This is a genomic window from Klebsiella sp. SWET4, from assembly GCF_024296565.1.
In the GTDB taxonomy this organism is placed as follows: domain Bacteria; phylum Pseudomonadota; class Gammaproteobacteria; order Enterobacterales; family Enterobacteriaceae; genus Klebsiella; species Klebsiella variicola.
Genome location: NZ_JANCOB010000009.1, coordinates 15,661 through 36,739, shown reverse-complemented (window position 1 = coordinate 36,739; position 21,079 = coordinate 15,661). Strand labels below are relative to the sequence as shown.

Here is a 21,079-nt window from a genome sequence, read left to right as displayed (position 1 = left end):
TATGCAGTTATGTCCAACGGGGATAAGACATAAATAGTTTGGCCCGATAAGGGGTCCTTATAACTTCGCGGAAGCGGCATCCGTGGGCAGCAGCAGCGCGATCTCGCTGCCGTACTCCAGCCGGCTCCCCGCCGGTGCCATAAGGCTTTTGAGCGTCCCGGCCACCGGGCTGCGCACCGGCAAATAGAGCGGCCCGACCTGCACCAGCGCGAGGATATCGTTCGGCGCAACGTGCTGCCCCTCGCTAACGAACGCCTCCCCATGGCTGGGGTGGCTCAGCAACAGGCGTCCTGGCATCGGGGAACACACCGATAGTGGGCGGGTTTCGGCCGCCAGCGGCGGCAGAGGCGGCGGTTCGGCCATCGTTTTGCCACTGGGGTAGCGCAGGCGAACCGACCAGTCCGCGCCGCGCCACTCAAGCTCCCGCAGTCCGGCGTTATGCATCTTCTGCGCCAGCTGGCGCACGTCCTCAAAAGCTATCAGTTCTTTTTCCATCATGATTCCATCGCGCAAGGGTCAGAGCACGGCTGTGCCGCGCGCCAGAGTAGTGACTCTAGCGCGGGGATCGGAAGGGTTGATAAGAGGGTTTCGCTTTGAGGCAATAAGGGGGACTTATTATCCCACCAGGGTTAGCGGCCGGTTGTCCTCAGTCCGCTGCGCCATCAGGGAGAGCAAAATCCCCTTCACCGCCTCCGCGGGCTGCGAAAGCGGCAGATGATCGGACATACAGAACGAGAGCGAGGTGAGTACATTGGGTTCGACAATTCTCGCCATCCAGGCATTGGCGGGCTGGAGCATGGTGCGCGCCGCGGACTCCGGCATGATGGTGCCGCCGAGATCCGCCGCCAGCGCGGCGTTAAGCGTGGTCAGCGATTCAATCTCGCACTTCACCCGGTAGCTCAGTCCGGCCAGGGTAAAGGCGTCGTCCGCGGCTTTACGCATAATGTTATAAATCCGCGGTAGAAACAGATCGTAGCGGGCGACCTCCGCCAGGGAGATTTCGCGCCGGGGCTCCCCCAGCGCGTGCGGACAGACGAAAAAAAGTTCTTCTTTCATCAGCGGTAGAAAACGCAATCCATGAATATCACGGTCACCGTAGATAACCGCCATATCCATCCGACCGCTCATAATTAATTCGCTGAGGGTGGTGCCAAAATTTTCATTGAAATAGAGCACAATCCCGGGATGCTGGCGCTGGACTTCAGTCAGCAGCGGGATCGCCAGCAGTTGGGCAGCTGTGCCCGGCGCCAGCCCGACAGAAACCTGACCGCTCAGGGCCTGGCCTGCACCGTCGATGGCGCTCTGCGCCTGCTCGCATTGGCGCAGAATCGCCTGAGCGTGGGTATAGAGAATTTTTCCGGCGTTGGTTGGCGTGACCCCTCGTTTGGTACGAATTAATAGCTGCTGATCGACTTCGCCTTCCAGAGTCGCCAGCTGCTGGCTGAGCGCCGGCTGAGCGATATGCAGAATGTCAGCGGCCTGCGTCAGGCTCCCGACGTCGACGATTTTAATGAAATATTTCAGGCGGCGAAGATTCATAGTAGCAGTCCCACATCAATACGTATCTCTGATGGCAAGCAAGATCGGTGCCATAGCCTAAGAGCACCACAGGCAGCCAATAGCGCCGCCATTTTCAGACAACCCACACTTCAACGCCGCTGCCTTTGCACCGTCGGAGTGCAGCGGCATATACCTGTTTGTCAACGGAGTGCCAGGAGGACGATTTCCTTCGGTCATCGCATTGCGTTATGTCCCCACAACAAAGCGCTATTAGCTTGCCACCTTCGCCCCCCTCTATGCTGGCTGATGTGTATTAACCTCCTTCGCCGCACACGGTGGATTATTCTGCGCCGCGTGTGGGTTTGCTGACCTTAGAACCAGGAACCGCAGCCTCATGCCTGATATAGCCGATCGTCTCAAAAATGTTACCGTCTCCGCCTCCGTCGCCATGACGCAAAAAGCACGCGATCTCGCCGCGCAGGGAATCGATGTCGTTGGTCTGTCTACCGGCGAACCGGACTTTCCCACTCCTCCTCACGTGATCGATGCCGCCTATGCCGCAGCATGCGCCGGGGATACCCGCTACCCGCCGACGGACGGCACGCCAGCGTTGCGTGCGGCCATCCAGCGCAAGTTCCTGCGCGACAATGAGCTACGCTACGATATCAGCCAGATCCTGACCGCTGGTGGCGCCCGACAGATTATCTTCAACGCTATGATGGCGACCATTAATCCCGGCGATGAGGTACTCATCCCCATGCCATCCTGGATTAGCTATGCCGACATCGTTAAATTCGCTGGCGGCACACCGGTGCCAGTACCCTGTCATGAAGAGTACGGTTTTAAACCACTGCCGCAGGACGTCGAAGCAGCGATCACGCCGAAGACCAAATGGCTGCTGCTGAATTATCCCAGCAATCCGACTGGATCGGTCGCCACCCATGCCGAACTCCTGGCACTCGGTGAGACGCTGTTGCGTCATCCGCATATCTGGATCATGACCGACGATATTTATGAGCATCTGTTGTATGACGGCGTGAAATTCTGGACCCTGGCACAGGTGGAGCCCCGGCTGTACGATCGCGTATTGACAGTGAACGGCGTCTCGAAAGCCTATTCAATGACCGGCTGGCGGCTGGGTTTTTGCGGTGGCCCATTGACGCTGATTAAGGCGATGAGCAACGTCAATACGCAAAACAGCGGCGGCGTGACGACCCTGGCACAAGCGGGGTCCGTCGCCGCACTGGATGGCCCGCAGGATCTGCTGGCAGAACGGGCGGAAATCTATCGCCAGCGCCGCGATTACGTGCTTGAGCGTCTTGCCGGTATTCCCGGTCTGCGATGCCATAAGCCGCAGGGGGCCTTCTATCTGTTCGTCAACATCGAGGCGTTTATCGGAAAAACCAGCGCCAGCGGCCATTTTATCGCCAGCGACGCCGATTTTGTGATGGCGCTGATTGAGGAGCAGCACGTGGTGACGGTACAGGGGGCAGCCTACGGCATGAGCCCCTACTTCCGCCTTTCTTACGCCACCAGTATGGAACGCCTGCAAACCGGTTGCGATCGCCTCGCGGCCTTCTGCGCGGGTTGCCGTTAAGCTGTAGCGCGCAAATTGTGCGCGCTAAGCAGAGTGAAATGCCTGCCTGGCGTCTGACCCGGCAGGCATTTTTTATCGTTCCAGAGGGGCGCCGGGATGGATTCATACCTGGCGGGATGGCCAATGGGTTTTGACTGACCGTGGGTCCGAGAGCGCATAGCGTAAAGGGAGAACAGGTAGTGGTCAGGGGCGCGATTTGCCCCCTCGTGACGGGAAAAGGCTTTACTGCGCCAGCACCTCCGCCGCGGATGCTACCGTCGCACCGCAGGCTTCAATCTCACTACGAACCAGCGTCGCCAGCGCCAGCGAGCCCGGGGTATCGCTATGGACCAGGATCGAACGCGCACGTATCGACAGCGTATTGCCGCTAAAAGTGGTCACCGTTCCCTGCTGGAGAAACTGACGTACTCTGGCGCGCACCGCCGCTTCCTCTTTGATTAGCGAACCGGCAATACCGCGCGGGACAAGTTGTCCACGATCGTCGTAGGCCCGGTCAGCGAGAAACAGCGTCAGCACCGGCAATCCGGCAGCCTGCGCCGCCCGTTCAATGATAGTATCCGGCTGGCAGAAGATAATCAGTTGCGAATCGATCCGGGCGACGGCCTGCATCACCTGCAGCGCCAGCGCATCGTCACGGTTAATCATATTGCCCATTGCCGCGTGAAAACTCAGGTGAACTACCCGGGTCCCCTCGGCGCGGGCAATGGCAGAGAGCGCGCCAAGCTGATATACCACCTGCTGGCAGATCTCATCGGCAGAGAACGCCATCTCTTTGCGCCCGAAGCCCTGGCGATCCGGCAGACCGGGGTGGGCCCCAATCCCCACGCCGCGCACTTTCGCCAGGCGTACCATCCGCGTCATGATCGCCGGATCCCCTGCGTGAAAACCGCAGGCGATGTTGGCGGAAGAGACCTTATCCATTAGCGCTGAATCATCACATAGCTGATAGACGCCAAAACCTTCTCCCATATCAGAGTTCACATCAATTTTCATGCTGAGTTCCTTATAAACCAACGACCTTGACCAGCGGCGCTATGCTGACGCGCAAACGCTGCAGCCAACGTTCAATTTCCTGCCGCACGGCGATGGCGGTAGACGTATCGGCCTGTACCAGTTGAATTGACTGCCCCGCCTGGAGCTGGCCCAGACGCCAGAGATCTTCTTCAATCACGCAGGCAATTTTGGGATAGCCTCCCGCGGTGTTGGCATCGCTTAACTGGATAATCGGTTCGCCGGCCGGCGGAACCTGTACGATGCCCGGTATCAGGCCATAGGAGCGCATTTCAACCGTTTCGGCTGGCAGGATAGGCTCTCCCGCCAGGCGATAGCCGGTTCGGTTGCTGTGCTGCGAAATTTTCCACGCCTGGCTCCAGAACCGCGATGCATCAGCGGCAAACAACGGATACTCGCCAGCGGGGATAGCTCGGATCTGGACATCGCCCTGTGCGTTGCGCGGGAAAAAGGCGTTTAAGGCCACTTCCGGCGGCTCAATGCCAATCCCGGAATCCGGGAGTGGCGCCCCCTGCCAGGGACCACAGGACAGCACGTCGCCGCGCTGTAGTTGCCGCCCCTCGAGTCCACCGAAACCGCCACGCAGAGCGGTACTGCGCGAGCCCAGAACCAGAGGGACATCAATGCCCCCTGCCACGCATAAGTAGCCGCGTGCGCCGCGACGGGGAAAACGCAACTCAAGCACCTGTCCTTTACGTACCGCGCAGCCCCACCAGGCCGGTAGTTCATCGCCGTCGAGCCTTGCCCGGCAATCGGCGCCGGTGAGCGCGATCCAGGTGTCCGCCAGGAAACGCACGCGAAAGGGAAACATCTGAACTTCGATGGCCGCCGCATTCTCCTCGTTTCCCAGCAGGGCGTTACCGGCGCGCAGTGCCAGCGGATCCATCACCCCGCTCACTGAGACGCCAAGATGACGCCACGCCGGACGGCCTAAATCCTGAATCGTATTTAGCGATCCGCTTTGTTCAATCTCAATCACAGTTCGACTCTCTCAGGCAGAAAACGGATGATATCGCCTGGCGCCATCAATGCAGGAATGGCGGCGTGGGGGTTGAATACCTCAATTTCCGCGTAGCCGATTGCATTCCAGCCGTTCGGTCCGGTCAACACCGACACCCCCGCCTGTGGCCCGCCAATAGTGACCGTCCCTTTGAGCATATTCAGCGAAGGCACCTTTTTACGCGGCGTCGCCAGACGCGGATCCAGACCATGGAGATAGCCAAACCCCGGCGCACTGCCAAGCGCGACCACGGTATAGACCCCCTGCGAATGCCGACGAATAACTTCCCGGGCGGAAAAACCAGTATGCCGACATACCGCCTCCAGATCGCTGGCGTGTTCGCCACCGTAGCACACCGGGATATCAATCTGCCGCCCTTCGAGGTTGAGCGCCTGCGCGGACAGCCAGTACTCGTGTAACCGGCGCTCCACTGCCGTCGGTTCCTCCGGCGTGTCATGGAGCAATACCAGTAAATTGGTCACGCCGGGGATCAGGGATTCCACCGCCGGCCACTGTTGCAGGTTCTGCGCCATAGACCAGATACGGCGCTGTGCAGGAAGGTCAAAGGCACCCGGCGCTTCGATAAGCCAGGCCCGGCTGCCCATCATGGAAATCCGCGCCGGAGCGCTGGCATGAATTTCAACGCGGCGCTCGGGTAACAACGTTTTCGATGTCGGCGTCATACTTATTCCAGCGGTTCGAACGTAAGGCTGGACAACGGTTGTACCCGTTCTTCGCGGACCATTTTGTATTCGGTATTCGGTCCAATCCAGGTATTCCAGATCTTGTCGATCGTCCCGTCGTCATCCATCACCTTCAGGCTTTCATTGACGCTGGCCAGCAGTTGCGGTTCGCCCTGCTTCATCCCCACGCCTATAGGCTCTAGCGCCATCGGCTCTTTAATCATCGCCAGATTAATGCCGTCCTTTTTTGCCTGACCGATCATTTTGATACCGGTCATAGTGTTGGTGACGAAACCCAGCACCTTATTCTGTTCAAGGGCAAGGAACGCCGACGCCGCGTCCTGGAAGGTAACCGGTTTGCCGCCCTTCAGCACGATGGATTGTTCAGAGGTAGTGCCCTTGGTGGCGCTGATACGCTTGCCTTTAAAATCGGCAAGGGTTTTATCGGCATTCGCCTCTTTTACCAACAGCATCTCTTTCGCGACGTAGTAAGGGTCACTGAACTGAATCTGGCGGCCACGTGTTTTGGTATAGGCAAGGTTGGCGATCAGCACGTCGGCTCGCCCGGTGGCGATAATAGCAATACGCGCTTCCACGGAAGTAGGAACCAGCTGCGCCTTGACTCCCATCTGTTTTGCCAGCGCATGACAGAGTTCAACGTCCATCCCGACCAACTGGCGGGTTTTTGGATCCGGGGCAGAAAATGGCGGCACATCGGAATAGACCGCGCACTTCAGCTCACCGCGCGCATGAATATCCGCCAGCATGTCGGCGCGCGCGGCCCCGGACACTGCTACCAGCGTCAGAACCAGCGCTAAACCCGCATTTCGCTTCAGTTTCATTATTGTTTTCCTCGGTCTGGATAAAAGAGTACCGACACCCGGTAAAAGGTTTCCCGTTTCGCCGGTATGGCTAACCACTTATCGCGACTATATCGACATTGTTTCGGTGATGGGTAAGAGGGAAACGCTGTTGCGAGATAGGTGATTTATATGACGGCGCCGGCGCCGGGAGATAAGCAAAAGTTATCCTCACAGAACAAAATTATCTTATCTGCCTGCCCCGAGCGCCCTCTACTGTTACGCCATGCGCGACACCCACGCCGCGTCCCTCCGCGACCGTTAACCAAAGGTAGTCACATGAATGCCCGACTTGGGATTTATCTAAAAATACTCTCCGCGCTATGCGCTACATTAATGCTGGCCTGCGTCAAAGGATTGCAGGGGGCGATTCCCACCGGCGAGGTGATCTTCTTTCGCTCTTTTATTGCTATGTTTCCCCTGCTTATCTGGTTAAAAATTCAGGGCAACGTGCTGGCCAGTATCAAGACCAAAAATATTTTCGGCCATCTGATTCGCGGCTTTTCCGGTACCGGTGGGATGTACTTCAACTATCTGGCGCTGGTATCGATTTCTCTCGCCGACGCCACCGCACTGAGCTACGCTGCTCCGCTCTTCACCGTCATCATGGCGGCCCTGCTGCTGAAAGAGCGGGTACGTTTTTCCCGTTGGCTGGGGGTTATCGTCGGTTTTTCCGGCATTCTGTTTATGCTCTCCGCCAGTTTAACCGCCAGCGGTTCTCTGTTCGCTGGCGGCCATCTGCAGTCCGGGATGGCTCTCGGCGTCGCGTTCGCCCTGCTTGCCGCTCTTTGCACCGCCACCTCCAACATTCAGATCCGTTTTCTCAACGGCATTGAAAAACCTGGCGCCATCGTCTTTTACTTCTCGCTGATGACCACCCTGATTGGTCTGGCAACCAGCCTGTTCGGCTGGGTACGTCCTACGCCGAGTCAGTTGCTGTTGCTGGTGGGCTGCGGCTTCTTCGGCGGCATGGCACAGATTCTGGTCACGCTGAGCCTGCGGTTTACCGACGCTTCGCTACTGGCGCCGTTTGACTACACCACGCTGGTCTGGTCGATGGTCATCGGTTATCTGTTCTTAAACAGCCTGCCCGGTTCTTCAACGCTGATCGGCGCAGGGATCGTAGCGCTGGCGGGGATATTCACCCTGTGGTGTGACCAGCGGCAACGGCGGGCGCATATCGCGCGCGCCTCTTCCTGACGCTTTCTGACTCTACCTATGGCCCCGCGCCGACAACGCAGGGCTTTTCATCGCCACGCCTCAGGAATACAGCCCGCGGTCTTTACTTGCCTGTAGGATCCGTTCGCAGGCTAGGGCCCAGGCGGCGGTACGCAGGGGGATTGCCAGCGCCTGCGCTTTTTGCCAGACGCTTTCGATAGCGTGGCGCATAATGGTATCCAGCCGAGCGTCGATCTCCTCTTCGCTCCAGAAAAGGCTGGAGAGATCCTGCACCCACTCGAAATAGCTGACCGTTACCCCGCCGGCGTTGGCAATAACGTCTGGAACCAGCACGATCCCCCGCTCAGCCAGCACGTCGTCAGCCTCCGGCAGCGTAGGACCATTGGCACCCTCCAGAATGAGGCGGCAGCGCAGCCCAGCCGCGAGTTCCGCGCTAATTTGCCCCTCCAGGGCTGCCGGAATCAGTATCTCGTACTCGAGACGCCAGAAAGCCTCTTCCGTCACGTTATCGGCACCGGGGAAACCAGCTATTGTGCCGTGCTCCTGTTGCCACGCCTGCAGTGCCGGGATATCGAGCCCGTTATGCTGATACAACGTCGCACGATGATCCTGTACAGCCACCACCCGCGCGCCAGCAGCATGAAACAGCCCGGCGCTGACGCTACCCACATTGCCAAAACCCTGCACCGCAACCCGGCTTTGCGCCACGGGGAGTCCCATTTTTTCCGCAATGTGACAGCCGGTGATAAACACGCCGCGCCCGGTCGCCTGTACCCGCCCCAGCGATCCGCCGAGGTGGACCGGTTTCCCCGTCACCACGCCGGTCGCGGCTGTTCCGGCGTTGCGTGACCAGGTATCCATCATCCAGGCCATGACCTGGGCGTTAGTGCCGACGTCCGGCGCCGGAATATCCTGCCGAGGGCCGATTACTCTGCTGATTTCACAAGTGTAGCGCCGGGTCAAACGCTCCAGCTCTCTGTCGGATAGCGTCGACGGGTCGACGCGCACACCGCCTTTCGCCCCGCCGAACGGCAGATTGAGCGCCGCGCATTTCACGGTCATCCACGCCGCCAGCGCCATCACCTCCTGCAGGCTGACGTCGGGGTGATAGCGCACGCCCCCTTTGCCGGGTCCGCGAGAGAGATTATGCTGAACCCGAAAGCCTTCAAAATGGCGAATCGTCCCGTCATCCATTTCCAGAGGAACATCGACAATCAGCGCCCTTTCCGGGTGGCGCAGAGTATTGGCCCAGCGATTGAGATCGCCGGGCAGCGGCAGAACGCGTTCCACCTGGGAGAGATATATAGCCCAGGCACAATGGCTCTCACCCGTCACATAAGAGAGTGCAGACACAACTTACCTCCGGTTTTCCTGTAGTGATATTGATAGCGATAAATGAAGAAAGCCGCCCGGAGGCGGCTTTGGGGCTAAGTTCAGCGATTGAGCTCCAGTTTCTTTTCCAGATAATGGATGTTGCAGCCGCCAGCGCGAAAATGGTCATCCGCCATGATCCGCCGCTGTAGTTCAGCGTTGGTTTTGATGCCATCGATCACCAGTTCGCTCAGGGCATGTTCCATTCTCGCAATGGCCTCATTCCGGCTGTCGCCGATGACGATCAATTTGCCAATCATTGAGTCGTAGTACGGTGGGACGCAGTAACCTGCGTAGATATGAGATTCCCAGCGTACGCCGAAGCCACCTGGCGCATGAAAACGGGTAATTTTGCCGGGGCTGGGCATGAAGGTATGTGGGTCTTCGGCGTTAATACGGCATTCAATTGCATGACCGCGTAGGCTCACCTGCTGCTGGCTGATGGAGAGAGGCAATCCGGAGGCAATCCTCAACTGCTCTTTAATCAGGTCAATGCCGGTGATCATTTCCGTCACCGGATGCTCCACCTGAATGCGGGTATTCATTTCGATAAAATAAAACTCACCCTGCTGATAGAGAAATTCAAAGGTACCGGCACCGCGATAGCCGATGTCCAGACAGGCTTTGGCACAGCGCTCGCCGATAGCCTGGCGGATTTCCGCGGTGATCCCCGGCGCAGGGGCCTCCTCCACCACCTTCTGGTGGCGACGCTGCATTGAGCAATCGCGTTCGGCAAGATATATCGCCTGCCCTTGCCCATCGGCCAGAATCTGGATTTCGATATGGCGTGGATTCTCCAGATACTTTTCCATGTAGACCATATCATTGTTGAACGCTGCCTTTGCCTCGGCGCGCGTCATGTCAATGGCCTGCGCCAGCTCTTTCTCTTCGCGAACAACCCGCATCCCGCGCCCACCGCCGCCTCCGGAGGCTTTGACGATAATCGGGTAACCGATCCCGGCTGCCAGCCGGCGATTCTTCTCATGGTTATCGTCCAGCGGGCCATCGGAACCCGGTACGCACGGTACTCCAGCTTGCTTCATTGCCTGAATAGCCGAGACCTTATCCCCCATCAGGCGAATGGTTTCCGCTTTCGGGCCGATAAACACAAATCCTGAGCGTTCCACCTGTTCGGCAAAATCCGCATTTTCTGCGAGAAAACCGTAACCGGGATGAATGGCCGCCGCGCCCGTCACTTCAGCTGCCGAAATTACCGCCGGAATATTGAGATAGCTTTTGGCGGATGACGGAGGACCAATACAGACGCTTTCATCGGCCAGCAGCACGTGTTTTAACTCGCGGTCGGCAGTAGAGTGAACGGCTACCGAGCGGATGTTAAGCTCCCGGCAGGCGCGCAGAATACGCAGCGCGATTTCGCCACGATTGGCAATCACGATTTTGTCCAGCATGAGATCCCCTATTCAATCACTATCAGCGGCTGGTCGAATTCAACCGGTTGACCATCAGTAGCCAGAATCGCTTTAACGATCCCGCTGTTCTCTGCCGAGATTTGATTCATCATCTTCATCGCTTCGACGATGCACAGGGTATCGCCAATATTAACCTGCTGACCCACAGCCACAAATGGCGCCGCACCGGGTCCCGGAGAGAGATAAAAGGTTCCTACCATCGGGGATGACGTGATGTGCTCCGTCGCAGGGTCAGATGCGATAGCCCTGGCCTGTGCGGCCTGAATCGGAATATCCAACTGCGGCTGGACGACGGCCGCGGATACGGCGGACGACCCAACCGCCGTGGGGCTGGAGATGGCGCGGCTGATACGCACGGAGCTTGCCCCTTCGGCAATTTCCAGTTCGCCAATGCCGGAGGCTTCAACCAGAGCGATCAATTTTTCAATGCTGGCAATATCCATAATTTTCGGGTTCCGCAGAAATAGGAAATGATGTACCCGATTGCGCAATCAGCGGTGATGCAGTTATAGCAGAGCTGGTGGGCGATATTTCATAGGAAGTTCAGGTGGTGGGATAAGAAAATATGAGGGTCAAACTGGTAATGAACGAATCCCTTGCTATCTGGGTTATCGCCTGAAGTAAAGGAATCAACTGTAAAACTGAAAATCTCATACGGTAAGGCTGTTTTGAGGGAGCAGTGAACGTCGTTATCACGAAATATGTTTTGAAGATCATAGGCTCAAAAACGCCGGGATTATCCGTGGCTCATAGCCCCGTTAAGAAAGTGGCTCGTCTTAATAATATTTTATATCCAGCCCTCCCTCTTCAAACCGTTAATCCAGTAATTTCATCTCCAGCGCCCGGCTCATCGCTTGAGTGCGGCTATTCACTTTAAGCTTCGCGTAGATGTTTTTGATGTGCCATTTGACCGTCTCGGCAGAAATAGCGAGAGAGCGAGCAATTTCTTTATTCATCTGACCTTCAGCGATCAGTTGTAATATCTGCAACTCTCGCTCGCTCAGCTCGCCATGAATATCGGGGCTTCCACTATTAAACGGTGTGCCGTCTGCAGGCGCGCGCTTGTCGGCCCAGGGTTCATGCACTCCCCCTTCCTCTTTACCAGCCGAAGAGGTTTCATTCATACCGGCAAGCAAAGGTTGCAAGGTATCGCCAGCGTCAAGAAAGAGGCCCTTGAGATGCTGTTGTTCAGCCAGCTGCACGACTGGCTGAAATGTCGTGCGCGCAGCGGCAATTTTGCCGCTGCTCCATAAGGCTAATGACCAGAGCGTACGCAGACGCGCTGCGGTTAACCTGTCCCCCCGGCTTTCCTGATCAGGGACCATCTCAGCCAGGAGAATACAGGCTTGCGGCGCCTGGCCTCTGGCGAGAAGAAACCGGCTACGGCTAAGGGATGCAGACAGAGCGATAGCGCGTTGACAGGGATGTTCGGCATCCATTCTGAAGCTGGCGGCCATTTGTTCAAGTTGTCGCTGCAGTTGCTCTGCGCCTGTGACATTGCCGCGCTGCAGCCGCACCCTCACCTGCTCGGCTAACATCATGGCCTGGAGCCGTTGCCAGCCGCGAGACACGGCAAGACGCTGCGCATGCTCCAGCAATCGCTCGGCCTCATACGGCATATCGCCATCCAGGGCCTGACGCGCGAGATAGGTATAGCAACGACGCAGCGCATCGGGTGGACTGAATCGGTCGATGAATTCGAGCCGGTCGGCTAACAGATGATCGGGCGAGTCACCACTCTGACATTCATAGGCTATCTCCGCCAGCAGCGGCGCCAGCGTCGCGCCACTGGTCGACTGGGTACCGGTATAACATTCAGCCTGGCGCAACGTTTTCTCTGCGTACCACCCGGCTTTCCCCAGATCGCCCTGACAAAGATGGCACTGGGCAATGATAAAAGCGCGATAAACCGAGACAAACAGATTATCTAAAGGACTTTCCGGAGAGGGCATATGCTGTTGAACCTCCAGCGCATCGTGATAGCGCTGGTTAACAACATGGCAATAGCTGAGAATATTGCATATCAGACCATCAACCCAGGTGTCGCCGCAGGGCACTTCGGCCAGCAACGGCTGAACAATAGCCAGACTCTCCGGGATGTTTTCCGCAAAGGCTTCGCAAATTGCCCGCACAACCCGCAATTTACACCAGGTGCTGCGGGTTAAATCCTCACGATGATGAAGTACCATCTGATCGAGGTTATCAAGCAGCTGCCTCGACTCATCAAAGTGGAAATAATGCGCCAGTGCCCAGGCCAGATTAATTTGCAGGTCAATGCGCGAAGGATCGGTGCTGGGCGGTAAATGATGCATCCATGAGATCAGGGTATCGATATCCCCTTCTTCCGCCAGTGACTGAGCGCTTGCGCCGTCCTGTACGGGGCTATGCACCGGCTTGCCTGCGCTGAGCGCATGGCGTACCGCCTCAGACCACAGCTTCTGTTCGACGAACCAATGACTGGCTAATTCATGTAGCTGTTTGCGATCAATATCGTTGTTCTGCTGCAGCATGATCCGAAGATTTTCCTGCAACAGAGGATGGTAGCGGAACCAGTAGCCTTGTTCGTCAAGGGCTGACAAAAAAAGGTTGTGTCGCTCAATCCATGTCAGCATCGCTTTACTATCATCACGTCCTGTCACTGCGTTGCATAATTCGGCATTTAACCGACTGAGGAAGGACGTTTTCACCAGAAAATCGAGAACCTCTTCCGGCAGCGGATCCAGTACCACCTCTTTCAGATAGCGGGCAATAGACCGTGTTCCTCCATGCATATTGCGCAACAGATGCTCGGGATCATGCTGTAATTCTGCGGACAATGAAGCGATCTTCATCCCTGCAATCCAGCCCTCTGTCACGGACTGTAGCCGCTGTGCATGGTGGTTGCTGAGGGGTAGCGCAACCGTGCGGCTAAAATAGTGTTTTGTTTCTTCGAGCGTGAATTGCAGGTCTCGATCATAGATTTCCACCAGTTGGTCCTGGGCCTGCAGCTGGCTCAGCGCAAGATTCGGGTGGAAACGGCTGCCAATGATCAGATGCAAGGCGGCAGGCGCATGCTTGATTAAATACCCCACGGCTTCATAGACCCCGCGATCGTTAATCACGTGAAAGTCGTCGATAATCAGGTACACATCATGCGGGCAATAGTGTAGCTGATTAATGAGCCCGGCCAGCAGTTGCTCGGAGCTGGAGAGCTTCTGTTCTTCCATGTCACGCCAGAAATCGGCGTCCCAGTCAGCATAGAGTGGACGCAATGCTTGCAGCAGATAAGGAATAAACTGCCATACGTCATCATCATCCTCATCGAGGCTCAGCCAGGCGATACGTTCCCCCTGGGCGACCATCTGCTGATGCCATTGCGCCAACAGCGTGGTTTTGCCAAATCCAGCGCCGGCGCAGACGACGCCCAGCCGGCACTGCTGAACGGGATTGAGAAGCTGAAGAAGCCGGGGGCGCTCCAGCAATTGTATCGAGGAGCGAGGCGGGACGAATTTGGTCAGGATTAACGGCAAGCCTCGCGTCAGCCGCAATGGCCCGGAGACCAGTGAGGGTGATTGGCGACCTTCTAAATCCAATGGCTTCATCCGTGGTGTCTACTCGTTTTGTTTTTTTTTCAATTGTACGCCAGCCACCGGGATGACATGGGGCAGGCAAACTTTATGGCTACACAAAATTTTGAAAGTTTGACCTCAAGCATGAAAACCCCCACCTACCCCCCCATGAAGGTGGCTTCGCACTCTCTCTAACCGCTCGTAGATTCATTGCATGGGTGTGGCCAGGGTTATTCGCCCTGTCTGTTGGCCCCGCCTGGGTGACCTTTATTGAGGAGAATTAAACGATGCTCAGCAAACAGGCGTTATTGCAGGCTTACCGCAAGATGCGGGAGATCAGGACCTTTGAAGAGCGGTTGCATCAGGAAAATACCAGCGGTGATATTCCGGGCTTCATTCACCTTTATACCGGTGAGGAGGCCATCGCGGTGGGGGTCTGCGAAAATTTAACGAGCGCAGATTTCATTGGTTCAACACACCGTGGACATGGCCACTGTATTGCTAAAGGTTGTGACATTCACGGCATGATGGCCGAAATATTCGGTAAGGACAGCGGGTTATGTCGCGGTAAGGGTGGCTCGATGCACATTGCCGACCTGTCGAAAGGAATGCTGGGGGCGAATGCTATCGTTGGGGGAGCCCCTCCACTGGCCATCGGCGCCGCGCTAACGGCAAAAACGCTAAAAACCGGCAACGTCGGTGTCTCTTTTACGGGCGATGGTGGTTCTAATCAGGGCCTGGTCTTTGAAGCCATCAATATGGCCGTCGTGCTCCAGCTTCCAGCCGTCTTTATTTTCGAGAACAACGGTTACGGCGAAGGGACCGGTCATGACTACGCCGTGGGTGGGCGTGATATCGCCCGGCGCGCCGCTGGCTTCGGCCTGCCGGCAGTGACCGTCGATGGCACCGATTTCTTTGCGGTTTATGAGGCAACCTCAGAGGCGGTCAAGCGTGCGCGAGAAGGCGGTGGCCCAAGCGTCATTGAGGCCAAAGCCTTCCGCTGGCATGGTCATTTTGAAGGCGATCCCGCGCTATACCGCGCGGAAGGTGAAGTGCAACGCCTGCGTGAACAACATGATCCGCTGAAGATTTTCACCGCTAAGGTCAAGCAGCATATCACCCAGGAAGAACTGGCGGCGATTGACGAGGAAGTAGAAGCCCTGGTCAACGATGCCGTATTGAAGGCCCGCGCCGCTGCCTACCCGGCTCCGGAAGACCTGCTGACAGACGTGTACGTCTCATACTGAGGGTGATAACCATGACAATAAAAACCTATCGTGAAGCGGTCAAGGAAGCCCTGGCTCAGGAAATGGAGCGCGATGAACGCGTGGTACTCATCGGTGAAGACTTGCGTGGCGGTCATGGCGGAAATGCGCCCGAAGAGGCAAAGATTGAAGCCTTTGGCGGTGTGCTGGGTGTCACTAAAGGGCTGTGGACGCAGTTCGGCTCCGATCGGGTGATCGACACGCCCATTACCGAGTCAGCCATCATCGGTATGGCGGCCGGCGCCGCAGCGACGGGGCTGCGGCCGGTCGCGGAACTGATGTTCATGGATTTTTTTGGTGTGAGCCACGATGCACTGTATAACCAGGCGGCTAAGTTCCGCTACATGTTTGGTGGCAAAGCCAGAGCTCCGCTGGTAATGCGAGGGATGATCGGCGCAGGGTTTTCCGCCGCGGCCCAGCATTCACAGTCACCCTATAATATCTTTGCCACCACGCCTGGACTGAAAGTGGTGGTGCCCTCGACGCCTTATGACGTCAAGGGTCTGTTAATCCAGTCCATTCGCGACGACGACCCGGTGGTATTCTGCGAGCATAAAATGCTGTACGACCTCAAGGGCGAGGTACCGGACGAGATCTATACCATCCCGCTAGGTGTAGCCAACTACACGCGCGAAGGAGAGGACGTCACCATCATTGCGTTGTCGGCAATGGTACATAAAGCAAACCAGGTGGCGGACAAACTGGCCAGAGAGGGGATCTCGGTCGAGGTGGTCGACCCGCGAACCATTTCACCGCTGGATGAGGAAGGGATTCTGGAATCGGTGGCTTCCACGGGGCGGGTAGTGATTGTCGACGAATCCGCTGCACGCTTCGGTTTTGCTCATGATGTCGCGGCGCTAATTGCGTCCCAGGCATTCCATTTCCTCAAAGCGCCTGTTCTGCTGGTGACGCCGCCACACACGCCGGTCCCGTTCTCCCCTGCTCTCGAAAAACTCTGGATCCCTGGCGTTGAACGTATCGAAGCCGCCGTCCGTCAAGTGCTGGAGGATTAACCTATGAGCGAAATCAAGACGCTTGAAATGCCAAAGTGGGGGCTTTCCATGGAGGAAGGCTTGCTCGCTCGATGGGCAATCCAGGAGGGTGACGATTTCACCAGAGGGCAGGAAATCTGTGAGATTGAAACCAGTAAAATCGTCAATGTGCTGGAGGCACCTTTTGCCGGTACATTACGCCGGATAATCGCCCGGGAGGGTGAGACGCTTCAGGTTGGCGCCGTGCTGGCTCTGGTGGCTGACGCTTCGGTCAGCGATGCTGAACTGGACGAATTCGCTGCCAGTCTGGCTACAGTGAAACCCGCAGCCCCTGGCCCGGAGGCTGCCGCGCCGGACGTAGCGGCACAGGCAGGCGGTAAGCCACCTTCCGTTGTTTCGCCGCCATCCAACAGTCCGGAGCCCCCTATTGGGCAGACCGTCATTCCCGTCAGTCTGCAAGGCGTGACTGATGTGACTCAGGTTAATGCCACGCCCCATGCGTTACGACTGTCTGCCCGCTGGGGTGTCGACCTGAAAAAGGTCCGCGGCAGCGGACGCGGGGATCGTATCTCTGTTTCTGATCTGGAAAGCGCGATCGTTGCCGCCGGCGGTCGCCTGGCCTCTCCGACGCCACCCGTTCGTCGCAGCAAAGCGCCCCGCTCGCATGCCGATGATAGCCAGGTATCGGCCACCCCGCTGGCGCGCCGCCTGGCCGGCAAGCTGGGTATCAACTTGCATGACTGCCGAAGCAGCGGTTCACGCGGTCGGGTGAGTCGCGATGATGTGCTGGCTGCGTCGTTGTTGCTCGACGGGCCCCCGCAGACCAGCCCTGTGCAGGAGAGTGCCCCGACATCCTTTGAGAGCATCCCCATGTCCGGTATGCGGCGGGCTATCGCTTCTCGCTTGCAAACCTCTAAGCAACAGTCTCCCCATTTCCGTTTGAGTGTCGATATCGATCTGGAACGACTGTTAGCGTTTCGTCAGGAAATTAACCGCGAAGTACCCGGTGTCAAGATTTCGGTTAACGACCTGCTGGTGAAAGCCTGTGCCCTGGCGCTGGTGGCCGTGCCAGACGTCAACATCCAGTTTGATGAAGCGACACAAAGTATCCGCCGCTTTGTGGATGCCGACATTTCAGTGGCCGTTGCGCTGCCTGACGGGCTAATTACCCCCATTGTTCGCTCGGCGAACCGGAAATCGATCAGCGACATATCGGCCGAAATTCACGCCCTGGTGACCAGGGCCAAAGCGGGCACGCTGAAGCCGGAAGAGTTCCAGGGGGGGACCTTTAGCGTGTCAAATCTGGGGATGCTCGGCATCCGGCAGTTTGACGCCATCATCAATCCACCGCAAAGCGCAATCCTCGCCATTGGCACCGGCGAGATGCGGGCGGTAGTACGCGACGGGCAAATCGTCGCGCGCCACCAAGTGACGGTATCGCTATCCTGCGATCACCGGGTCATCGATGGGGCGGCAGGTGCAGCTTTTCTCCGGGAACTCAAGCGACTGACTGAAACCCCAACCCTGATGTTTATCCAGGAGACGAGCTATGCACGATAATTACGATGTGCTGATCATCGGCGGGGGGCCTGGGGGGTATGTGGCCGCCATCCGTGCCGGCCAGCTAGGTCTTCGTACCGCCTTAGTGGAAAAACAACATCTGGGCGGCATCTGCCTGAACTGGGGATGCATTCCAACCAAGGCGCTGTTGCATGGCGCTGAGGTCGCGCACAGTATCACCCATGCCAGTCAGCTGGGCATCAGCGTGGGTGAGGTGAATGTCGATCTGCAGAAACTGGTGCAGTTTAGCCGTGCCGTTTCGCAACAGCTCACGGGTGGCGTTGAGTACCTGTTGAAGAAAAATGGCGTGAGGGTGATTGATGGCACCGCGCGGCTGCGCGGTAAGGGACAAATAACGGTAGCGGATGCCCGGGGGGAAGCGCACGATTACCGTGCCGATCACGTGATCCTGGCCACGGGCGCCCGACCACGCGCATTACCAGGCATAGAGCCAGATGGCGAATATATCTGGACCTATTACGAGGCACTACAGCCTAAGCGATTGCCCAGGTCGCTATTAATCATCGGTTCAGGCGCGATTGGCGTCGAGTTCGCCAGCCTTTATAACGATCTGGGCTGTAAAGTGACGCTGGTCGAGCTAGCGTCGCAGATTTTGCCCGTGGAAGATGCCGAAGTGTCAGCGGCGGTGCGTAAGTCATTCGAAAAGCGCGGGATTCAGGTCCATACCCAGACCCAGGTAACGCAAGTACAGCTCACCGATACCGGGGTACGCTGTACAATGAAAAATACGAGCGCCGAATCTTTCCTGGAAGTCGAACGCGTGCTGCTGGCGGTTGGCGTACAGCCGAATATTGAAGATCTGGGGCTGGAAGCACTGGGCGTCGAGTTAGACCGCGGTTTTATCAAGACGGACACGGCTTGTCGCACTAACGTATTTGGGCTTTATGCCATCGGCGATGTAGCCGGCCCGCCTTGTCTGGCGCACAAGGCCAGCCACGAAGGCGTGATCTGCATTGAGACACTGGCTGGTGTCGAAGGCACCCATCCGCTTGATCGCGACTATGTGCCCGGTTGCACTTATTCCCGGCCTCAGGTTGCCAGTCTGGGCCTGACGGAATCGACGGCCCTGGCCAGGGGACGGCCCGTCAGGATCGGTAAGTTCTCTTATCAGAGCAATGGTAAGGCGCTGGCCAGCGGTGAGACGGAGGGTTTTGTGAAGACCATTTTCGATGCTGAAACGGGTGAATTGCTGGGCGCGCATATGGTTGGCGCACAGGTCACGGAACAGATCCAGGGGTTTGGCATCGCCCGTCACCTGGAGGCCACAGATGAAAGTCTCCTGTCGATGATCTTTGCGCATCCGACACTTTCCGAAGCGATGCATGAGTCAATCCTCGCGGCCTGCGACCAACCGTTGCATCAATAAAAAATAAGGGAGGCGATAGCGTCGTGATACGGAGTAAGTTGCCCGTTATCCCTCCTGTATTTTCCTTGAACGTTCGATAAGGTAACAGCCCGTCGTTAGGTAAGTATCCCGCATCATTGATCTCCAGCCACTGGCAGTCATCTCACTTTATTGAAAATGAGCAGGACTAACGCAAGGCAAATGGCGCTACCGACAAATGCGGTGATGAAGGAATTCACCAATGAGCTGCTGTAACGAAATAAAAGCGTCATTGCGGATTCATTCCGTCAAGACTTGCTTATTTGTTCGTTACGAACATTTTAATACCTGGGGAATTGCACATAGCCGCTAACCTGTCCTTATTATTGCCACGCAACCTCATCTCTGTTGCCCTTACTGACGTTGCACTCGTTGCACATGATTTGCAGATTGGCAATATCGAGGGCTAAATGCGGGTAAAGAGAACGCGGTTTTATATGATCAACGTGCATCACCATCCCGTCACTGGCGCCGCGCCCGCATACGCAACATTTATTGCCGTAGCGCTGGAACGCCTGGTAACGTAAACGCCGCCACTCCCTTGAGCGGTAGAATGTCTCAGCCTCTTTAGCAGCTTGCTGCCGCTGCGCCTGCTCACGTCGGAACTGTTCGAATAAAACGACATGCCCTTCAGCTTTAGGGTAATTTCCCCAGGCATCCGTCGCTGGTGTCGTGTCGGGTTTCTCCTGTACCTTCACCGAGTCTTGAGGATAGAGTTTGCTCGTAACCTTTTGTACCAGCTTGAAAAGTATCCATACGACTACGGCCAGAATAACTAACGTTTCCACTCCCTCGCCTTATTCTCGTTCAAAGATGATTGCTGCATTATTTTATACAAGCGCCATATTGATGGTCATTATACCTTTGTAGGGATGAATTCGCGTTATCGCAAGGGGATAACATGCGTCCCCACACCATATACACCGCTGTACCACTCATCTTTTCCCCCTCACGTTTTCAACCCAACCTGCTATGCTCCTTCTTTCCCTGTTCTCTGGAGATCTCAATGCTGACCATCTGGGGCCGAAAAACCTCCTCTAACGTGCAGGCGCTGATGTGGTGTGTTGGCGAGCTTGGGCTGGACTATCTCCGGTTCGACGTGGGGCATCGCTATGGTGGTACCGACAGCGAGGCGTTTTATCAGCTCAATCCCAATCGCACGGTGCCAGTGCTGCAGGATGGCGATAATCCGCCGCTGTGGGAAACGGGCGCGATCCTTCGCTATTTAGCCAGTCGCTACGCCGATGACGCCTTCTGGCCGGGCGATCTGCTGGCCCGCACTGAGGTTGATCGCTGGGCCGAGTGGTCAAAGCAGAATATTGCCCTCGGCTTTACGGCGCCAGTGTTCTGGCGCGTGGTGCGCACGCCCGCCGCCGAGCGGGATCCGCAGGCCATCGCCGCGGCGGTGACGGCCCTGGAGCAAAAGCTGGCGATTGCCGAGGCACGTCTCGCCGGCAGTCGCTATCTGGTGGGCGATACGTTCACCCTGGCCGACATCCAGTTTGGTCATGTGCTGTACCGCTACTTTGCCATCGATATCACCCGTCGTCCCCTCCCCCATCTTGCGGCGTATTATGCACGGCTAACCGCACGGCCCGCCTTTCGCCGGCACGTCATGGTCAGCTACGACGAACTGAAGGTCTGAAGATGGTCGGTAGCGCCTCCTGACGCTACCGAC

The 21,079-nt window shown here is 57.0% G+C and carries 18 protein-coding genes; 7 read left to right on the top strand and 11 right to left on the bottom strand.

Annotated features, from left to right (window positions below; translation table 11 throughout):
* Window positions 1-57: 57 nt before the first annotated feature.
* Window positions 58-498, bottom strand: a complete 441-nt coding sequence (locus NKJ21_RS19270) for an acetyl-CoA carboxylase biotin carboxyl carrier protein subunit (RefSeq protein ID WP_016530499.1) — start codon at window positions 496-498, stop codon at window positions 58-60.
* 117 nt (window positions 499-615) lie between these two features.
* Window positions 616-1,539 carry a nitrogen assimilation transcriptional regulator NAC gene (gene nac, locus NKJ21_RS19265; protein WP_009485114.1) on the bottom strand — a complete coding sequence of 308 codons (924 nt, stop codon included), beginning with the start codon at window positions 1,537-1,539 and terminating at the stop codon, window positions 616-618.
* Window positions 1,540-1,894: 355 nt separating this feature from the next.
* On the opposite strand from nac, the gene NKJ21_RS19260 reads away from it, so the two are divergent.
* Window positions 1,895-3,097 (top strand): pyridoxal phosphate-dependent aminotransferase, encoded by a 1,203-nt coding sequence (locus NKJ21_RS19260; RefSeq protein WP_048994181.1) that lies wholly within the window; start codon window positions 1,895-1,897, stop codon window positions 3,095-3,097.
* Window positions 3,098-3,319: 222 nt separating this feature from the next.
* On the opposite strand, the gene NKJ21_RS19255 is transcribed toward NKJ21_RS19260, so the two are convergent.
* From NKJ21_RS19255 to NKJ21_RS19240, 4 genes are read right to left on the bottom strand one after another with little or no spacing between them, the layout of a single operon-like run.
* Window positions 3,320-4,090 (bottom strand): 5-oxoprolinase subunit PxpA, encoded by a 771-nt coding sequence (locus NKJ21_RS19255; protein WP_004222843.1) that lies wholly within the window; start codon window positions 4,088-4,090, stop codon window positions 3,320-3,322.
* 10 nt (window positions 4,091-4,100) lie between these two features.
* Window positions 4,101-5,087 carry a biotin-dependent carboxyltransferase family protein gene (locus tag NKJ21_RS19250; RefSeq protein ID WP_004222841.1) on the bottom strand — a complete coding sequence of 329 codons (987 nt, stop codon included), beginning with the start codon at window positions 5,085-5,087 and terminating at the stop codon, window positions 4,101-4,103.
* A complete protein-coding gene (gene pxpB / locus NKJ21_RS19245; RefSeq protein WP_048994187.1) occupies window positions 5,084-5,791 on the bottom strand; it encodes a 5-oxoprolinase subunit PxpB in 708 nt (235 codons plus the stop codon). The genes NKJ21_RS19250 and pxpB overlap by 4 nt, the downstream gene beginning before the upstream one ends.
* A 2-nt stretch (window positions 5,792-5,793) precedes the next feature.
* Window positions 5,794-6,633, bottom strand: a complete 840-nt coding sequence (locus NKJ21_RS19240; RefSeq protein ID WP_004222836.1) for an ABC transporter substrate-binding protein — start codon at window positions 6,631-6,633, stop codon at window positions 5,794-5,796.
* Window positions 6,634-6,930: 297 nt separating this feature from the next.
* On the opposite strand from NKJ21_RS19240, the gene NKJ21_RS19235 reads away from it, so the two are divergent.
* Window positions 6,931-7,851 (top strand): DMT family transporter, encoded by a 921-nt coding sequence (locus tag NKJ21_RS19235; RefSeq protein ID WP_012968872.1) that lies wholly within the window; start codon window positions 6,931-6,933, stop codon window positions 7,849-7,851.
* A gap of 60 nt (window positions 7,852-7,911) precedes the next feature.
* On the opposite strand, the gene NKJ21_RS19230 is transcribed toward NKJ21_RS19235, so the two are convergent.
* From NKJ21_RS19230 to NKJ21_RS19215, 4 genes are all read right to left on the bottom strand, one after another.
* Window positions 7,912-9,183: a Glu/Leu/Phe/Val dehydrogenase gene (locus tag NKJ21_RS19230; RefSeq protein WP_004222831.1), complete on the bottom strand. Its 1,272-nt coding sequence runs from the start codon at window positions 9,181-9,183 to the stop codon at window positions 7,912-7,914.
* Window positions 9,184-9,263: 80 nt separating this feature from the next.
* The gene (accC, locus tag NKJ21_RS19225) at window positions 9,264-10,610 is read right to left on the bottom strand and encodes an acetyl-CoA carboxylase biotin carboxylase subunit (RefSeq protein WP_004222829.1); all 1,347 of its coding nucleotides are present in this window, start codon (window positions 10,608-10,610) and stop codon (window positions 9,264-9,266) included.
* A gap of 8 nt (window positions 10,611-10,618) precedes the next feature.
* Window positions 10,619-11,074, bottom strand: coding sequence for an acetyl-CoA carboxylase biotin carboxyl carrier protein (accB, locus tag NKJ21_RS19220; RefSeq protein WP_009485120.1), 456 nt, complete (start codon window positions 11,072-11,074; stop codon window positions 10,619-10,621).
* A 372-nt stretch (window positions 11,075-11,446) separates the two neighbouring features.
* On the bottom strand, window positions 11,447-14,212 hold the full coding sequence (locus NKJ21_RS19215; RefSeq protein ID WP_306471511.1) for a LuxR C-terminal-related transcriptional regulator: 2,766 nt from the start codon (window positions 14,210-14,212) through the stop codon (window positions 11,447-11,449).
* Between the two features lie 254 nt (window positions 14,213-14,466).
* Here NKJ21_RS19215 and NKJ21_RS19210 point away from each other — a divergent pair, with 254 nt between their 5' ends.
* Genes NKJ21_RS19210 through lpdA form a run of 4 tightly spaced genes read left to right on the top strand, consistent with a single transcriptional unit; the run spans window position 14,467 to window position 19,383 of the window.
* Complete coding sequence (locus tag NKJ21_RS19210) at window positions 14,467-15,426, top strand: thiamine pyrophosphate-dependent dehydrogenase E1 component subunit alpha (protein ID WP_002889884.1); 960 nt, start codon at window positions 14,467-14,469, stop codon at window positions 15,424-15,426.
* A gap of 11 nt (window positions 15,427-15,437) precedes the next feature.
* Entirely contained in the window at window positions 15,438-16,457 is a 1,020-nt protein-coding gene (locus NKJ21_RS19205; protein ID WP_002889881.1) for an alpha-ketoacid dehydrogenase subunit beta, read from the top strand.
* A gap of 3 nt (window positions 16,458-16,460) precedes the next feature.
* Window positions 16,461-17,996, top strand: a complete 1,536-nt coding sequence (locus NKJ21_RS19200; RefSeq protein ID WP_049157695.1) for a 2-oxo acid dehydrogenase subunit E2 — start codon at window positions 16,461-16,463, stop codon at window positions 17,994-17,996.
* A complete protein-coding gene (lpdA, locus tag NKJ21_RS19195) occupies window positions 17,986-19,383 on the top strand; it encodes a dihydrolipoyl dehydrogenase (protein ID WP_044650054.1) in 1,398 nt (465 codons plus the stop codon). Before NKJ21_RS19200 ends, lpdA begins: the two co-directional genes overlap by 11 nt.
* A 341-nt stretch (window positions 19,384-19,724) precedes the next feature.
* Here lpdA and NKJ21_RS19190 read toward each other — a convergent pair whose 3' ends face one another.
* Window positions 19,725-20,189: an HNH endonuclease gene (locus tag NKJ21_RS19190; RefSeq protein WP_004191854.1), complete on the bottom strand. Its 465-nt coding sequence runs from the start codon at window positions 20,187-20,189 to the stop codon at window positions 19,725-19,727.
* A gap of 218 nt (window positions 20,190-20,407) precedes the next feature.
* On the opposite strand from NKJ21_RS19190, the gene NKJ21_RS19185 reads away from it, so the two are divergent.
* Window positions 20,408-21,046 carry a glutathione S-transferase family protein gene (locus tag NKJ21_RS19185; protein WP_254733150.1) on the top strand — a complete coding sequence of 213 codons (639 nt, stop codon included), beginning with the start codon at window positions 20,408-20,410 and terminating at the stop codon, window positions 21,044-21,046.
* The last annotated feature ends 33 nt before the right edge of the window (window positions 21,047-21,079 follow it).

What these genes read in the sequence shown, in the direction of transcription:
- NKJ21_RS19270 (WP_016530499.1), bottom strand. Translation starts at nt 498, where the DNA reads ATGATGGAAAAAGAACTGATAGCTTTTGAGGACGTGCGCCAGCTGGCG.
- nac (WP_009485114.1), bottom strand. Translation starts at nt 1,539, where the DNA reads ATGAATCTTCGCCGCCTGAAATATTTCATTAAAATCGTCGACGTCGGG.
- NKJ21_RS19260 (WP_048994181.1), top strand. Translation starts at nt 1,895, where the DNA reads ATGCCTGATATAGCCGATCGTCTCAAAAATGTTACCGTCTCCGCCTCC.
- NKJ21_RS19255 (WP_004222843.1), bottom strand. Translation starts at nt 4,090, where the DNA reads ATGAAAATTGATGTGAACTCTGATATGGGAGAAGGTTTTGGCGTCTAT.
- pxpB (WP_048994187.1), bottom strand. Translation starts at nt 5,791, where the DNA reads ATGACGCCGACATCGAAAACGTTGTTACCCGAGCGCCGCGTTGAAATT.
- NKJ21_RS19240 (WP_004222836.1), bottom strand. Translation starts at nt 6,633, where the DNA reads ATGAAACTGAAGCGAAATGCGGGTTTAGCGCTGGTTCTGACGCTGGTA.
- NKJ21_RS19235 (WP_012968872.1), top strand. Translation starts at nt 6,931, where the DNA reads ATGAATGCCCGACTTGGGATTTATCTAAAAATACTCTCCGCGCTATGC.
- accC (WP_004222829.1), bottom strand. Translation starts at nt 10,610, where the DNA reads ATGCTGGACAAAATCGTGATTGCCAATCGTGGCGAAATCGCGCTGCGT.
- accB (WP_009485120.1), bottom strand. Translation starts at nt 11,074, where the DNA reads ATGGATATTGCCAGCATTGAAAAATTGATCGCTCTGGTTGAAGCCTCC.
- NKJ21_RS19215 (WP_306471511.1), bottom strand. Translation starts at nt 14,212, where the DNA reads ATGAAGCCATTGGATTTAGAAGGTCGCCAATCACCCTCACTGGTCTCC.
- NKJ21_RS19210 (WP_002889884.1), top strand. Translation starts at nt 14,467, where the DNA reads ATGCTCAGCAAACAGGCGTTATTGCAGGCTTACCGCAAGATGCGGGAG.
- NKJ21_RS19205 (WP_002889881.1), top strand. Translation starts at nt 15,438, where the DNA reads ATGACAATAAAAACCTATCGTGAAGCGGTCAAGGAAGCCCTGGCTCAG.
- NKJ21_RS19200 (WP_049157695.1), top strand. Translation starts at nt 16,461, where the DNA reads ATGAGCGAAATCAAGACGCTTGAAATGCCAAAGTGGGGGCTTTCCATG.
- lpdA (WP_044650054.1), top strand. Translation starts at nt 17,986, where the DNA reads ATGCACGATAATTACGATGTGCTGATCATCGGCGGGGGGCCTGGGGGG.
- NKJ21_RS19185 (WP_254733150.1), top strand. Translation starts at nt 20,408, where the DNA reads ATGCTGACCATCTGGGGCCGAAAAACCTCCTCTAACGTGCAGGCGCTG.